Source organism: Kitasatospora sp. NPDC048722 (assembly GCF_040650235.1).
GTDB lineage: Bacteria > Actinomycetota > Actinomycetes > Streptomycetales > Streptomycetaceae > Kitasatospora.
Window position 1 is genome coordinate 118,412 of sequence record NZ_JBEZGX010000003.1, and the last position, 14,737, is coordinate 133,148.

At 73.3% G+C, this 14,737-nt stretch carries 14 protein-coding genes; 5 read left to right on the plus strand and 9 right to left on the minus strand.

The genetic code is table 11. The annotated features are described in order from the left end of the window. Positions 1–7 precede the first annotated feature (7 nt). Positions 8–1,114, minus strand: a complete 1,107-nt coding sequence (locus AB0C76_RS03935) for a hypothetical protein (protein ID WP_359959243.1) — start codon at positions 1,112–1,114, stop codon at positions 8–10. Between the two features lie 222 nt (positions 1,115–1,336). Next, positions 1,337–3,199, minus strand: coding sequence for an asparagine synthase (glutamine-hydrolyzing) (gene asnB / locus AB0C76_RS03940; protein ID WP_359959246.1), 1,863 nt, complete (start codon positions 3,197–3,199; stop codon positions 1,337–1,339). A gap of 180 nt (positions 3,200–3,379) precedes the next feature. Here asnB and AB0C76_RS03945 point away from each other — a divergent pair, with 180 nt between their 5' ends. Beyond that, positions 3,380–3,667, plus strand: coding sequence for a hypothetical protein (locus tag AB0C76_RS03945; protein ID WP_359959248.1), 288 nt, complete (start codon positions 3,380–3,382; stop codon positions 3,665–3,667). A 29-nt stretch (positions 3,668–3,696) separates the two neighbouring features. Further along, the gene (glmS, locus tag AB0C76_RS03950) at positions 3,697–5,523 is read left to right on the plus strand and encodes a glutamine--fructose-6-phosphate transaminase (isomerizing) (RefSeq protein WP_359959250.1); all 1,827 of its coding nucleotides are present in this window, start codon (positions 3,697–3,699) and stop codon (positions 5,521–5,523) included. A gap of 156 nt (positions 5,524–5,679) precedes the next feature. Here the strand turns inward: glmS and AB0C76_RS03955 are convergent, their stop codons facing one another. The 3 genes from AB0C76_RS03955 to AB0C76_RS03965 all read right to left on the minus strand — a co-directional run bounded on the left by AB0C76_RS03955 (position 5,680) and on the right by AB0C76_RS03965 (position 7,776). Then, complete coding sequence (locus tag AB0C76_RS03955) at positions 5,680–6,138, minus strand: Imm7 family immunity protein (RefSeq protein ID WP_359959253.1); 459 nt, start codon at positions 6,136–6,138, stop codon at positions 5,680–5,682. A 47-nt stretch (positions 6,139–6,185) separates the two neighbouring features. After that, complete coding sequence (locus AB0C76_RS03960) at positions 6,186–6,722, minus strand: hypothetical protein (RefSeq protein ID WP_359959255.1); 537 nt, start codon at positions 6,720–6,722, stop codon at positions 6,186–6,188. Positions 6,723–6,837: 115 nt separating this feature from the next. Continuing rightward, entirely contained in the window at positions 6,838–7,776 is a 939-nt protein-coding gene (locus AB0C76_RS03965; RefSeq protein ID WP_359959257.1) for a nucleoside hydrolase, read from the minus strand. Between the two features lie 407 nt (positions 7,777–8,183). On the opposite strand from AB0C76_RS03965, the gene AB0C76_RS03970 reads away from it, so the two are divergent. Continuing rightward, the gene (locus AB0C76_RS03970) at positions 8,184–8,306 is read left to right on the plus strand and encodes a hypothetical protein (RefSeq protein WP_359959260.1); all 123 of its coding nucleotides are present in this window, start codon (positions 8,184–8,186) and stop codon (positions 8,304–8,306) included. Next, positions 8,303–9,349: a UbiA family prenyltransferase gene (locus tag AB0C76_RS03975; RefSeq protein ID WP_359959263.1), complete on the plus strand. Its 1,047-nt coding sequence runs from the start codon at positions 8,303–8,305 to the stop codon at positions 9,347–9,349. Before AB0C76_RS03970 ends, AB0C76_RS03975 begins: the two co-directional genes overlap by 4 nt. A 65-nt stretch (positions 9,350–9,414) precedes the next feature. On the opposite strand, the gene AB0C76_RS03980 is transcribed toward AB0C76_RS03975, so the two are convergent. Together AB0C76_RS03980 and AB0C76_RS03985 are read right to left on the minus strand one after the other, a co-directional pair. Further along, the gene (locus tag AB0C76_RS03980) at positions 9,415–9,702 is read right to left on the minus strand and encodes a hypothetical protein (protein WP_359959265.1); all 288 of its coding nucleotides are present in this window, start codon (positions 9,700–9,702) and stop codon (positions 9,415–9,417) included. Between the two features lie 10 nt (positions 9,703–9,712). Continuing rightward, entirely contained in the window at positions 9,713–10,774 is a 1,062-nt protein-coding gene (locus AB0C76_RS03985) for a glycoside hydrolase domain-containing protein (RefSeq protein ID WP_359959268.1), read from the minus strand. A 309-nt stretch (positions 10,775–11,083) separates the two neighbouring features. On the opposite strand from AB0C76_RS03985, the gene AB0C76_RS03990 reads away from it, so the two are divergent. After that, on the plus strand, positions 11,084–11,740 hold the full coding sequence (locus tag AB0C76_RS03990; protein ID WP_359959271.1) for a rhomboid-like protein: 657 nt from the start codon (positions 11,084–11,086) through the stop codon (positions 11,738–11,740). A gap of 40 nt (positions 11,741–11,780) precedes the next feature. On the opposite strand, the gene AB0C76_RS03995 is transcribed toward AB0C76_RS03990, so the two are convergent. After that, a complete protein-coding gene (locus AB0C76_RS03995) occupies positions 11,781–12,689 on the minus strand; it encodes an NAD(+)/NADH kinase (RefSeq protein WP_359959274.1) in 909 nt (302 codons plus the stop codon). Positions 12,690–13,516: 827 nt separating this feature from the next. Then, positions 13,517–14,338 (minus strand): SDR family NAD(P)-dependent oxidoreductase, encoded by an 822-nt coding sequence (locus AB0C76_RS04000; RefSeq protein WP_359959276.1) that lies wholly within the window; start codon positions 14,336–14,338, stop codon positions 13,517–13,519. Between the last annotated feature and the right edge of the window lie 399 nt (positions 14,339–14,737).

Below are 14,737 nucleotides of genomic sequence, written 5' to 3' on the forward strand. Positions count from 1 at the left end.
AAGACGCTCAGTCCAGCGAAGCGGAGAGCCCGCTCGCGGAGCGGCAGTAGCCCTGCATCTCCTTGTTGGTGATCTTGGCGCAGAGACGTCCGGCCGCGCCGCCGTCGGTGTAGTTCACCGTGTAGTAGCTGACCAGGCCCTCCGCGCAGGCCTTGCGCTGCCAGCCGTCGGCGGCCGTCGCGCACTGCTGGGCGGCCCAGTCCTCGCGGTCGAGGTTGTACTTCATCGTCCGCGAGCCGACGCCCCGGCTGCAGTCGACGGCCCCGCCGCCGGCCTTGCCGTTGAGGCACCACTTGAGGGCGTCGGCGTACACCTCGGGGTGGTTCGGGTAGTCGTGCGAGGAGAGGTAGAAGGTCGGCGCGTAGAAGTAGCACGCGGACTGGAACAGCGACGGCTGGTCCTTGCACGGGTAGAGCGGGTCCTGGGCGAGCTTGTCGGCGGGCAGGTTGGCCTTGGCCTGCTCGTCCTCCTCGTCCGGGCCGAAGAGCTGCATGAACAGGCCCTCGGAGCAGCGGATCCGGTTCTGGTCGGTGGTGAACTTGTTGCACAGGTCGCGGGCCTTGGCCACGTCCTGCTTGGCGACGAACATCGTGCCGTGGCCGACGCCGTGGATGCACGGGCCGCTGTTCTTGGGGGCGCACAGCTTGAGCAGGTCCACCTCGGGCTGGGTCGAGGCGTTCAGCATCTCCTCGACGGCGCCGTGCAGGTAGCCGGCCGCGCAGGTCTCGTGCGGGAAGGAGATGACCTTCTGGAAGTCGGCGTTGAACCGCTTGACGGCCGCGTGCCCGAGCTCGTGCGCGATCGGGTGGCAGAAGCGCACGGTGTACGGCTTCTCCTTGGTGATCCTGTCGAGGTCGGCGAGGGCGACGCCCGGGTCGGTGGCGTCCATCTCGGCCATCATCTTGTTGCGCAGCGTCGAGCGGGTCCAGACCGCCGGGTCGCCGGTCGGGGTGGCGCTCGCGGCGGGGGTGCCGTCGGGCGAGGCGGCAGCGGCGGCGACCTGGGTGGTCGCCGCGTTCGCGGTCGCCGGCGACCAGTCGGTGACGGCCACCGATCCCAGGCCGAGGACGCCGAGCAGCAGGGCGGTGAGAATCGCGAACGCTCGCGGTTGCATGACAGGATCCCCCGGCGGATCGAGTGCGGACGGTTCGCTCCCATCCTGACGCGCGAAGCGGCCGCAGTCCGCGTTTTGGCCCGCCATCCGGGAGTGTCGGCGACGCTACCGCACCGTCCGGTCCCGGCCCCGCACGGGATGGTCCCGGGTGGCCGCCGGGGCTCGCCCGGACGGCGCAGCCGGCCCGGGTGCTCCCGCTGCGCCGTGCGGGGGAGGGAACGCTCAGATGTCCAGCGCCACCTGGTACTCCGTCAGCCAGGTGGCGAGGTCCAGCGCGAGGTCGACGCCGAGCCGCACGGACTGCGGGTCGGTCCCCGGGGCGAGCGCGTCGTCCAGCCGCCGCCGGTCGAGCAGGCCGAGCACCGGGGACTTGCCCTCGGCGGCGAGTTCGGCGAGTTCGGCGCGCAGCAGCGCCGGGTAGTGCGGGTCGGCGGTGACGGGGTACGGGCTCTTCACCCGATCGGCGACCTCGTCCGGCAGCACGTCCCGGACGGCGGCGCGCAGGAGGCTCTTCTCCCGGCCGTCGAAGCTCTTCATCGCCCACGGCGTGTTGAAGACGTACTGGACGAGCCGGTGGTCGCAGAACGGCACCCGCACCTCCAGCCCGTTGGCCATGCTCATCCGGTCCTTGCGGTCGAGGAGCAGGCACACGAAGCGGGTCAGGTGGAGGTAGGAGACCTCGCGCATCCGGCGTTCCAGCGGGCTCGCGCCGGGCAGGTGCGGCACCTCGGCGAGCGCCTCGCGGTAGCGGGCGCGGCGGTAGCCGGGCAGGTCGAGCTCGCGCAGGAGGTCGGCGTCGAGCAGCTGCTCGCGCACGCCGGCGCCCGGGCCGGCGAGGCCGCGCTCGACGGAGGGCGCCCACGGGAAGTCGTCGGCGGCTATCGCGTCGGGATCGTGGAACCAGCGGTAGCCGCCGAAGAGCTCGTCCGCGGACTCGCCGGACAGGGCGACGGTGGACTGCCGTCGCACGCCGCGGAAGAGCAGCAGGAGCGAGACGTCCATGTCGGCGAAGCCGCCGGGCAGGTCCCGGGCGCGCAGGACGGTGGCGCGCTGGGCGAGGTCGGTGAGGTCGGCGGCGTCCAGTTCCACGACGTGGTGGTCGGCGCCGACGTGCTCGGCCAGCATGCGGGCGTACGGGCCGTCCGGGGTGGGCCGGATCGCGTCGGCGTGGAAGTTCTCGCCCTGGCCGGCGAAGTCGACGGCGAAGGAGCGGATCGGGCCGGCGCCGGCCCGGCTCAGCACGCCCGCCGCCAGGGCGGTGACGGCGCTGGAGTCCAGGCCGCCGGACAGGAGGGAGCACAGCGGCACGTCGGATCGGAGCTGGCGGTGCACGATGTCGTCCAGCAGGGCGCGGACGGTCGCGACGGTGGTGTCCAGGTTGTGGGTGTGCTCGCGGGCCTCCAGCGCCCAGTAGCGGCGCACGGTGATCCCCTCGCGGCGCACGCGGACGACGTGGCCGGGGCGGACCTCGGCGATCCCGCGGTAGGGGGTGATGCCCGGGGTGCGGCAGAAGGCGAGGATCTCGCGCAGCCCGTCCAGGTCCACGGCCGGCCGGACGGACGGGTGGGCGAGCAGGGACTTCACCTCGGAGCCGAACACCACGCCGTCCGCCGTGGGGTGGTAGTGCAGCGGCTTGACGCCCATGCGGTCGCGCACCAGCAGCAGCTCCTCGCGCCGGGCGTCCCAGATCGCGAAGGCGAACATGCCGTTCAGGCGCTCGGCCAGGTGCTCGCCCCACTCCAGGTAGGCCCGCAGTACGACCTCGGTGTCGCTGCGGGTGCGGAAGCGGTGGCCGGCCGCCCGCAGCTCCGCGCGGAGCTCGTCGTGGTTGTAGACCTCGCCGCTGTAGGTGAGGGCGGCCAGCAGCCGGCCGTCCTGCTCGACGGTCATCGGCTGGACGCCGCCCTCGACGTCGATCACCGCGAGGCGGCGGTGCCCGATCGCGGCGTGGCGCTCCAGGTGAACCCCGCCCGCGTCCGGACCGCGGCAGATCTGGGTGGCCGTCATGGCGTCGAGGACGTCCCGGTCGTTCCGGTCGGCGGTGAGGTCGCGGTCGAAGGCGACCCATCCGGTGATGCCGCACATCAGCAAGCCTCCGGTCTTCCGCTACGTGTGGAGAGGGTCACGCTACGTGGCGTCCGGATGGGCGACAAGAGTGTGTCGAAAAGGTGAAGGGAGGGGTTCCGCATGGTCCTCTGGGCCGAAAGTCGCAATGTCTGCCCGATTCCGGGCAGAAACTTTGGCTTCCTGGGCGTCGTCCGCCTAATGTCTTCCTCCGTGCCGAGCTCACCCCACCCTCATGACGACCTCGTCGCCCACCTCGCCCGGACCAGCCCCCTCGGGCCCCGGGAAGCGGCGCGGGTCGTGGCGGAGGTCCTGGCGTACTTCTCCGAGACCACCGAGGAGTACGTCCGCCGCCGCCACGGTGAGCTCCAGGCGCGCGGACTGACCAACGAACGGATCTTCGCCCGGCTCGCCGAGGAGCTCCCGGTCCGCCGCGTCGCGGCACCGGAGCTCTCGGCGCGCCAGCTGCGCCGGATCGTCTACGGCTGAGCCGACACCAACTCACGGAGGAGCCCGTCATGTGCGGAATCGTGGCCTACATCGGCCCCAAGGACGCGACCCCCTTCCTGCTCGAAGGGCTCGCCCGGCTGGAGTACCGCGGCTACGACTCGGCCGGGGTGGCCGTCGCCGGCCGCACCGGCGGCATCAAGCTCCGCAAGGTCAAGGGCCGGGTCGCCGACCTCGCAGCCGCCGTCCCCGCCCGCTTCAAGGGCACCACCGGCATCGGCCACACCCGCTGGGCCACCCACGGCGTCCCCAGCGACGAGAACGCCCACCCGCACTTCGACAACGCCGAGCGCATCGCCGTCGTCCACAACGGCATCATCGAGAACGCCGACGAGCTGCGCACCAGGCTCACCGCCGACGGTGCCGTCTTCCGCTCCGAGACCGACACCGAGGTGCTCTCCCACCTCATCGCCGCGCACGCCGCCGAGGGCGTCGAACTGGAGGAGGCCGTCCGCGCCGCCCTCGGCAAGGTCGTCGGCACCTACGGCATCGCCGTCCTCGACGCCGAGCAGCCCGACCGCATCGTCGTCGCCCGCAACGGCAGCCCGATCGTCCTCGGCATCGGCGAGAAGGAGATGTTCGCCGCCTCCGACGTCTCCGCCCTCGTCCGCTACACCCGCCAGGTCGTGCACCTGGAGGACGGCGAGCTCGCCGTCGTCCGCGCCGACGGCTTCCGCACCTTCACCGAGGACGCCCGCACCACCCACCGCCAGCCGTCCACCGTCGACTGGGAGATCGACTCCTACGACACCGGCGGTTTCGAGCACTTCCTGCTCAAGGAGATCCACGAGCAGCCCGGCTCCGTCGAGCGCACCCTCAGCGGCCGCCTCGACGAGCGCTTCGCCACCGCCCACCTCGGCGGCCTCAACCTCGACGCCCGCGAACTGCGCGAGATCCGCCGGGTCAAGATCCTCGGCTGCGGCTCCGCCTACTACGCCGGCGAGATGGGCGCCCAGCTGATCGAGGAGCTCTCCCGCATCCCCGCGCACAGCGAGCCCGCCTCCGAGTTCCGCTACCGCAACCCGGTGATCGAGGCCGACACCCTGTACGTGGCCGTCAGCCAGTCCGGCGAGACCTACGACACGCTGGCCGCCGTCCAGGAGATCAAGCGCAAGGGCGGCCGAGTCCTCGGCGTCGTCAACACCGTCGGCAGCGCGATCGCCCGCGAGTGCGACGGTGGCATCTACCTCCACGCCGGGCCGGAGATCTCGGTCGCCTCGACCAAGGCCTTCACCTCGACGGTCGTCGCCTTCGCCCTGCTGGCCCTGCACTTCGGCCGCATCCACGACCTCTCGCCCGCCGACGGCCGGCGCATCGTCTCCGCCCTCAAGGCGCTGCCGGACCAGATCCGCGAGGTGCTCGACCAGAGCGACGCGATCGCCGAACTCGCCGCCGAGTACGCCAAGTCGGCCGGGATGATGTTCATCGGCCGGGTCCGCGGCTACCCGGTGGCGCGCGAGGGCGCGCAGAAGCTCAAGGAGATCTCCTACGTCCACGCCGAGGCCTACCCGGCGAGCGAGCTGAAGCACGGCCCGCTGGCGCTGATCAGCCCCGAGCTGCCGACCGTCGCCCTCGTCCCGGACGACGAGCTCCTCGACAAGAACCTCACCACCCTCGGCGAGATCAAGGCCCGTTCCGGCCGCGTCATCGCCGTCGCCCACCGTCGCCCCGAGGACAAGCTCGCCGACCACTGCATCATCGTCCCCAAGAGCGAGCCCGAGCTCGACCCGCTGCTCCTCAACATCCCGCTCCAGCTCCTCGCCTACCACGCGGCGGTGGCCCTCGGCCGCGACGTCGACAAGCCGCGCAACCTGGCGAAGAGCGTGACGGTGGAGTAGCCGTCCCCACCCCGAGGACGAGCGGACCCCGGCAAGGGGTCCGCTCGCCTTTGCTCATGGGCGACGTGTCGCGGGGCGGCCAGTCACGGAGCGGCCTCCCCCGTGGCCGCCCCGGGACCGGACGCTTCTGCGTGGTCGGCACGGGCCGGACGGTGATCAACTTCGGGCATGCGTCCGTCTGTTGCCGCTGGTACTCCGGCGACGGCTTCCGCACCAACCCGGGAACGGGTCCTCCAGGACGGGGACGCACGGGGACAGCAGCAGCTCCGTATGCGTGCTCAGCCGGCCGCGGACCATGCGGACGACGGTGACCTCGTTCTCGCGGCCCGGCTCCTCGTCGTCGCGGACGTGCAGCAACCCGTAGGAACCCGGAGCCAGTCGGCCGACCTCGCGGAAGAACGCCACGATCGAGTCGTCGCGGTGGTTCGGGCAGCCGCCGAGGTGGACGAAGACGCCGCCGTTCATCCGGCGGAGGTCCAGCAGGTAGGGGCTGTCGAGCTCCCGGACGCGCTCGTCGATGCGCGCGGCCATCCGGTCGAGGCGCGCGTCGGCGTGGGGGGCGTCGTCGGCGTCGGCACTCTCCAGGACGTTGATCCAGCCGTGGTACTCGAACACGCGCCGCAGCGTAGCGCCCGGCGACCCGGCGCCCGGCGCCTCTTGCGTCACCCGGTGTCGGGGCGGGGCGGGAGCCCCCGGCCGAGCGCCATCAGGGCCGGGGCGGGGACTCCGTACGTGAACACGCGGTCGGCGTCCCGGGCGTGCTGGACGGCGGCGTCCAGCACACCCGGGAACCGCGTCCGCGTGCACGTGCGCCGCTGGACCGCCGCGACCCACTCCGCGGCCATCCCGACCCCCGCGTACGCCAGAGCCCGCCCGTCCCGCCACGTCGGGTCCAGCGCCCGCCCCTCCTCGTCCGCACACCAGGCGCGCCGCGTCACCGCCCCGCCCTCACCGAGGACGAACCCCTCCACGTACACCAGCCCGGTCGGCTTCAGCGCGATCCGCCACGCGTTGCGGAAGCAGTCCCCGCCGTCACTGCGCCGCGGCAGACCCGCCGGCCAGCCGCACGGTTCCTGGAGCCGCCCCTGCGCCAGGACCACGGCCTCGGCCGACAGCCCGCCGCCCGCAGCCCGGGCCCGCAGCGCACGGAGGAGGTCCAACTCGTGGGAGGAGATCGACGTGATCGTGGTGGAGGACACGCGGCCAGTTTTCGCAGCCCCGCCGGGCTGCGCGAGCCCGGCTAGCCCGTCCGGTGCCTTGGGGTGTTGTGGGCCCGGGCAGAGGGCGGTGGGTTCCTCGGCTCGCTCTGCGGCGTCAACGCCGCTCGTCGGCGGGGCGGGTGGCCATGGCGGACGTCCCGCCCGTGAGGGTCTTGGTCAACCACGCCATGAAGGCGTCGTAGTCGGCGTCGAGGCTCCAGCGCAGCCGGACGCCGTTGTCGCTCGTGGTGGTTCGTCCGATGTCGTCCATCGCGATGCAGGTGTCGTCGGAGTCGACGAACGGGAGGTCGAGAGCAGCCGTGAGGGTGAGCGCATCGTGCTGCATGCTGCCGGGGTGGAAGCGGGTGAACCAGGCGTCGAGGTGTGCGGCCAGGAGGGTGGCCCACGAGGGTGCGCCCGGAGCGGCCAGCCACCGGTACAGCTCGGATTCGGCCGTGACCTCGATCTTCGGGGTGAACGTCACTTCGGAGGCGATGAATTCGGGTGCCGGGAGCTGTCCGGCGGCGACTGCCGCGAGCACGCTGTGGGCGGCCGGGACGTCCAGACGGACGTTGTGCTCGGCGATCTCCGGGTTGCGGTAGCGCAGGGCTCCGCCCATCTGGGTCACCCGGAGCCGGGCAGCCGCCTCGGGAGCCTCGGCGAGGACGTGGGCGAGGTTCGACAGCGGGGCCATGCCGACCCACAGAACCGGCCCGTCGGTGGCGGCCAGGACCTCGCGGACGGCGGCGACGACGTCGGTCCGCTGCGCCGGGACGTCCTGCGGGACGAGGTGCTCGATGACGAAGTAGGGCGTGTCCGAGAGCTCGGCGCCGGCCACCGTCATCACGTCGGGGCGCCCCATCAGGTCCAGCAGGTGGCGCGCGAAGCGTGCGCGTCGTCCCTGGGACTCGTCGCCGGTGATGACGAGCTTGAGGTCGCCGGTGTACCGCGCAGCGGCGGCGACGGCCAGGGCGTCGTCGGCATCACCGCCGATGTCGGTGTCGATGATCAGCGGGGCGTTGCGCAGGTCCTCCGGGAAAGGGGCCGAGCGCATGCGGGCCGCCATCCTGCCGAACACACTGTCAGGAACAGCCTCTCCCGGCGACATGATGGCTTCCCGGTGCCGGCGTAGGTCATCCCACGTGTCTTCGGAGTTGTCTCCCACGTCTTTCCTCTCGGGCTCAATCGTCAAAGGTCGGCCTCGGAGAATGCATCGTAGTTGCGCCCGCCCACACACCTCATGGGCGAGGGAACCCAGCGCCTCCCCGCCGATCGGCGGGGAGGTGACTGAGTATCCGTACTCAGGCGGGACCTGCGCTTGGCGGCGGACGATGGCGGACGGCCCGCCGGATCAACGACTCCTGCCGCAAAGGGGAATGACGCATGGGAGCACTCTGGTCCTCGCCCGACGAACCGCATCGCCGGTCCGCACGGCGCGGATCCGCGTCCGGGAAGCGGCCCATGTCGTGCATCGAGTTCATCGGCTGTGCCCTCGCCGCCGTGCTGGCCCTCGCCGGGCTGGCGGTCCTCGGGGGGATGGTGCTGTTGTTCACCGGCTCGGTCCGACTGGTGCCGAACAAGTGAGGGGCGAACAGGGGTTGCGCCGGCTGGCCGCCCACGTTCGGGTCCTCGTCGCGCTCGGCCGTCCCGCCGTCGCGCTGCTCTTCGCCCTCTACGCGGCGCTCGGGCTCGCCCAGGCGGGGCGTGCGGAGGACCGGCTCCTGTTCGCCGAGTGCGTCGTGCCGGTCGTGGCGTTCCTGCTCTGCTCGGTCTGCGTCAACGACCTCTCCGACGAGGCGATCGACCGGGTCAACCTGCCGGGGCACTGGAGCCGGCCGCTGGTCACGGCCGCGGCGGGGAGCCGGAATCTCGTCGTGACGGCCGTGGTGTCCGCCGTCGTCGCGCTCGCCTCGGCCTTCCTGCTCGGCCTCCGGCCGGGGCTGTTGACGGTCGCCGCCCTCGCGCTGAGCGCCGGGTACTCGCTGCGCCCGGTGCGGCTGGCCGACCGGGGTGCCGTCGCGGCGCTCGCCCTGCCGGCCTGCTACGTCGCGCTGCCGTACCTGCTCGGCCTCACCGCAGCCGGTGCCGCCGTCGGCCCTCGTGACCTGGTGATGCTGGGCGGCCTCTACGTCGGGTTCGTCGGCCGGATCCTGCTCAAGGACTTCCGCGACGTCCGGGGCGACGCCCTCTTCGGCAAGCGGACGTTCCTCGTGCGGCACGGACGCCGCGCCACCTGCCTGTTCAGCGCCTGCTGCTGGGCGATCGGCACGTGCGTCATCCTGGCCGCCACGCCCCGGCCCACGCCGGCGTTCGTGGCCTCGTACGGCGTGTGCCTCGCCGCCGTGCTGCTCATCCTCCGCGCGCTGGCGAACGACGTCGGGCACCGGCGGGAGGAGGCGCTCATCGCGGGCGCGGCGGTGATCGGCCGGGGGCTGCTGGTCCTCCAGCTCGCGCACCTGGCGACGGGGCAGGCCGGGTGGGGAACGGGCGTTCAGGCGCTGGTTGTCGGCGGGCTCCTGCTGGTGACGGTCGGCCAGGTCGCCGGCCTGGTGCGGTACGGGCCGGGAACCGGGCTCACGACTGCCTCACTCGGGCAGGAGACGGCCGAGGCGTCGCCGCTTCGGTGAGCGACCGCCCGGTGAGCGACCGCTCGTGGTGAACGCCCCCGCCTGTAGGGGCGGGGGCGTGGTGGTCACGACAGCTCCGGCGTGCCCGGCTGCGTGGTGGACGGCGTCGCGTCGGCGGAGTCCGTGGTGGCCGGTGTGGTGGGCGGGGTCATCCTGAGCCAGCCCGGCAGCAGGGCGTCCACGACGGGCATCGCCATGATCCGCGTGATGGCCGCCGCGACGGCGAGTGCGACGCCGAGTCCGGGGAGGGTGGACGGCAGGTTCGTGGTGTGGACGAGGGCGGGCAGCGCGGCGGCGAGGCCGAGGACGAGCTGGAGGGTGGTGCGGATCGTGCGGCGGACGGAGTCGGGCATCGGATCTCCCTCAGGTGGTCGGGGTGGTGGGGGCGGGCACCGCGGGCACGGTCGGGCCGGTCGTGACGTGCATCTCGACACCGGACGCGAGGGCCTTGGCGACGGCGGCCTCGATGGCGGCGGTGACCGTGGCGGTGTCGACGCCGTCGGCGTGGGAGAGCAGCGTCTGCATGACCGCCGCCTGCGCCGCGATCTGGGCCTTCGCCACGGCGAGTTGGTACTGGATCGGGTTGTTGGCGGCGAGCAGCCACATCGCCGGGACGACCGCGTCGGCGCCGGTCCGCTGCTGCCAGTCGGCGGTCACGTTCGGCAGGCCGTGCTGCCAGACCTGCTGGGGCAGCCCCCGGACCAGGGTGCGGATTCCGTCCGGGTTGTCGTCGGTGTAGTGGACGGCGTAGGCGATGGAGTCCCGGACGGGCTGGCTGCTGACCGCGTTGGCGGTCTCCTCGCGGATCATCGCGCGGAGCTGGTCCTCGGTGTACGGCACGTCGTCCTCCTGCAAGGTACGGCCGGGCATCCACTGCCCGTAGTCGGTGGTGGTGGCGGTGTTGCGGTCGCAGTCGACGCCGCCGATGGTGATACCGCCGCCCTGCCGGAGGTGGGCATGGGGGTCCCAGACACCGCCGGACCACGCGGAGGTCTGCCAGTACCAGGTGACGAGCCCGGAGGCGGCGGCGCCCCGGACCACGTGCAGTCCGCCGTAGACGCCCGTTCGCGCCGCGCCGAGGACGCCGGCGACGCCGGCGAAGTACGGTCGGACGCTCGGCCAGTCGGTGTCGGTGTCGACGGCGAAGTAGATCGGCCGGTCCGGGGGCATGCCGCAGGCGGCGGCCTGTGCCGCGGCCGTTCGGGCATCGGCGGCGCCGGCGGCCTGCCCGGCGAGGGCCCGGCCTTCGGTGGTCTCCCACACGACGCCGCACCAGATGCCGTGCGCGGCCAGGTCGTCGGCCTCCGCGCGGGTGAGGTTCTTCGACGCGTCGGTGCTGAGGTACCGCATGGCGAAGGCCGCGCCGGAGGCCTGGAGGGCGGCGGCCGTCGGGTGGGTCCAGGGGTAGTCGACTCCCCAGGTCACGAGGTGGCTCCCTTGGGTGCGTGGGGGTGAGGGTGGGGGTGAGGGTGGGGGCGAGGGCGAAGGGCTCGGCGGACGGCCGGCCGACGGGTAGTCCGAGTACGTTCTGCCCCGCCACCAAGAGCGGCAAAGCCCGCAACCGCACCGTGTTTGACCAGTACAGGGGCACGATCATCCTGGTGGGCCGGATGATCGGGATGAGTCCGGGACGAGCCCGGGACGAGCCCGGGATGCCGGCGGGCCGGGTGTCGGCGCGACGTCGCGCGCGCCGTACGCTACGTCGGAGCCCGCCGAGAACCCTGGAGAACCTCCTTGCCCGCAGCGCGCCGACTCGCTCGCAACCCCGCCGCCTGGTACGCGGCCCTGCTGGCCGTCGGGGTGACGGCCACACACGCGCTGCCCGTCGACGACGCGGAGCGGCTTCGCGCGTGGGCCTCGACCAATCTGGTCAACCTGCGGCCCTGGCCGGCCGGGCACCCCGTCGAGGCGCTGGCGGCGTCCGCGTTCGTGCCCCAGGGCGACGGGTGGGCGTGGCCGCTGCTCGCACTGTCGGGGTTCACCGTGGTGGCGGTCCTCGGCCGGCTGCGCGCGGTGCTGGTGCTCGCGCTGGCCCACGTGGGGGCGACGGCCGTGACCGAGGGGATGGTCTGGTGGCGCATCCGGCACGGCGGCCTGCTGCCCGACGCCGCGTACGAGGTGGACACCGGCCCGTCGTTCGTCGTGGTCGCGGCGATGGTCATCGCGGCGGGGTGTGCCCGCTCGGTGTGGTGGCGGGTGGTGTGGCTGGCCCTGCTGGTGGCGTCAGCACCCGAACTGCTCGACGGCCTGCCCGACGGGGACGTGGCCGCGGTCGGACACGTCCTGGCCGCGCTCACCGGTCTCGCGGTCGTCGCCGCCCACCACGTCCGCCGTCGCCACCCGGCCCCCGAGCGGGAGCCGGCCCGTGTGCCGAGCCGGTCGCGGCGGTGAGCCGCCGTGGTGCCCGTCGGCCACTCGCGCGGCCGGTGCGTCAGGCGGGCTCCGCCGAACCGGTCAGGCCGAGCTTGCGCTGGGCGCGCTGGTAGAAGGTGGTGCGGCCGAGCCGGACGACGCGGGCGGCGTCGGGCAGCATGGTCACCTCGACGATGTCACCGGGGGACACGTGGCCGGCCAGCAGGCCGTCCGCCTCGACGGCGAGGTCGCCGCTGTGCGGCAGCACCTCCAGCGCGAGCCGCTCACCGCTGGAGAGGAACACGGAGCGGTTGAACGCGGAGTGCGGGGCCACCGGTGTGATCAGCAGGCCCTCGGCGTTGGGCGAGACGATCGGGCCGCCGGCCGAGAAGCTGTAGGCGGTCGACCCGGTCGGGGTGGCGACGACGACGGCGTCGGCGGTGTAGGACACGAACGGCTGGTCCTGCACGCGCACGGCGACGGCCGCGGTCCGGTGCCCCGGGCTGCGCACCAGCACGACGTCGTTGAGAGCCGTGTGCCCGGTGGAGCCGAAGCGGGCGTGCACGCCCGAACGGGTCTCCACGGTGAAGCGGTGGTCGTCGATCGCGTCGAGCGCCGCCGGGAGGTCCGGCACGTCGACCTCGGCGAGGAAGCCCAGGCGCCCGACGTTGACGCCGAGCACGGGCGCGTGCCCGCCGGACACCATCCGCATGGCGCGCAGCATGGTGCCGTCCCCGCCCAGGCTGATCAGCAGGTCGGCGCTCGCGGTCATCTCCTCCGCCTCGACCGGGACGGCCTCGCAGCCGATCCGCGTCACCTCGGCCGCCAGTCCCAGGACCTTGGCGCCGCGCCCCCGGCTCCACCGGAGGACGGCGTCCACGCTGGGCGCGCACCTGCGCTCGGGGTGGAGGACCAGCCCCACCGTGCCGATGAATCCCATCCGGGGCACCTCGCCGTCGTGCGGGCGGATGTTGCTCCTCCCAGTCACGCACAGCCGGGTGCCGCCTTCAAGGGCACGGGCCGAGGACGGCGCCGGCCAGGGGCGGCCGTGTATGGAGGGTTCCGGCTGCGGGCACCGCGTGTCGTCCGAGAGTGCCGGTCGCGCGGCTCCTGGCCCGGTACGGCTCAGCCCCGGGCCAGGACGACCCCCCCGTGGCCACCGGCGCGTCGGCGAGCATGGCGGTCAGGCCGGCCCGCGGGCGTTCGAAGGTCCACCAGAGGCAGGCCGGCACGAACATGCACAGGACGAAGCCGGCTCCTACCGGGCCAGGGCGTCGCGTCGGTGGCCGATGGTGCGGGCACCGATCGGCGGTGGCCGACAACCACGTCGACGGCACGGTCACCGTGGCCGCCACGACCGGCAGTGGCCCTTTCCCGGACGACACCGCGCCCGCATCGAGGCCGACACCGGTCGGCGGCGCCCTCGCCTGCGCCGCCAACACGCCCGCTCCGACCGCCAACGGCCACGCCGACACCGTGACCGGCGCCCGCGCGGGCAGTGCGCCGGCCTGTGATCCCGGGGCCCTGCGCCCGGTCCGCCCGCTGCGTCCGGTCCGTCCGGTCCGTCCGCTCCGCCGCCTCGGCGGATCCATTCGGGCCGGACGCACCTCGGCCCCCGTGGGCTCCGTCGTCCTCTCCGGTGGACGGCGGGCCCCGGGGGCCGGAGGCCTCATCCGGTGCCGGTGGCACGCGGCACCGGATGGGTCTACGCGGGCTTGCGGCCGTGGTTGGCCTTCTTCTTCCGCCGGGCCTTCTTCTTGCGGGCGCGCTTGGACATTCTGTTGTTCCTCTCGGTCGACGCGTCGGCGGTGTGGTTCAGGCGGCCTGGCCGACCAACTGGTCGGCGAGCTTGGCGAGCCGCTTCTTCGAGCGCTCCTCCTGCGCTGCCTGGGCGGTGGGTGCGACCGAACCGCCGTCGTAGTAGGCGCCGTTGACGACCGGGAAGTCCGGCAGGCACAGCCGGACGACGGCCGCCGCGCCCTCGGCCGCCGGAGCGCCGACGCGTCCGTACAGGGGGAGCAGGGCGGTCTCGCACTGGCCCGGGTTGACGCTGACGGCGGTGATGCCGGAGCCGTCCGGGGCCATCTCCGCGGTGTCCATGGTGAGCGCGAGCTGCGACTGCGCGTACGCGGCGACGCGCGAGTACTTCTTGACGCGGTGCGGGTCCGACCAGTTCATCGACGCGGTGCGGTGCAGGGCGGAGGAGACGTTGACGATGCGGGCGCCGTCGGCCGCCGAGAGCGGGGCGCGCAGCAGCTTGGCGAGGAGGTGGCCGGCGAGGAAGTTCACCTGGAACGAGACCTCGTTGCCGTCGTCGGTGAGGGTGCAGCGCTCGGGGGCCATCACGGCGGCGTTGTTGACCAGCAGGTCCAGCGCCGGGTAGTGCTTGACGACCGTCCCCGCCAGCACCGCCACCTCCGACAGGTGGGTGAAGTCGGCTGCCAGCTCGACGAGTTGGTCCCGCCTGGCGCCGTCCGCGACGAGCCGGGCGACGGCCGCCTCCGCCTCGGCGGTGGTCCGGGCGTGCACCAGGACGGTGGCGCCGAGGCCGGCGAGGAGCCGGGCGGTCTCCCAGCCGATGCCGGAGGACGCGCCGGTGACGAGGGCGGTGCGGGCGGACAGAACAGAGACGGACATGACCCATCCAGGGTGGAGGGCGTCGACGGGGTGCGAAGGAGGCGCGGCGCGTGGCCGCAGCTCCCCGGTGCCGTCGGCGCGGAGAGAAGTGATGCGTGGAGAGGTGTTTCGCGCGGCCGTCCCCCGGCCCCGGAGCCGACGGGACGGGGGACGGACGGCGGGGATCGGCGCAGGGGCCGGGCCGGACGAAGCGGCGAGAGCCCGTGCGCACGCGGCCGGCGCCGAGCGGGTTGGCGCTCGGTGTTACCGGACGGTGGTGGCGACCGCGACGGCGACAGCGACGATCCGCGGCCGACTATGCGGCGGGCGGTCGTGGTGACGTGTCGAGCGGTGCATGCCCATCATCAAAGCCCTGGGGACGGCCCGGGGCAAGCGCCTTCACCCGCCCTGACGGAGCAC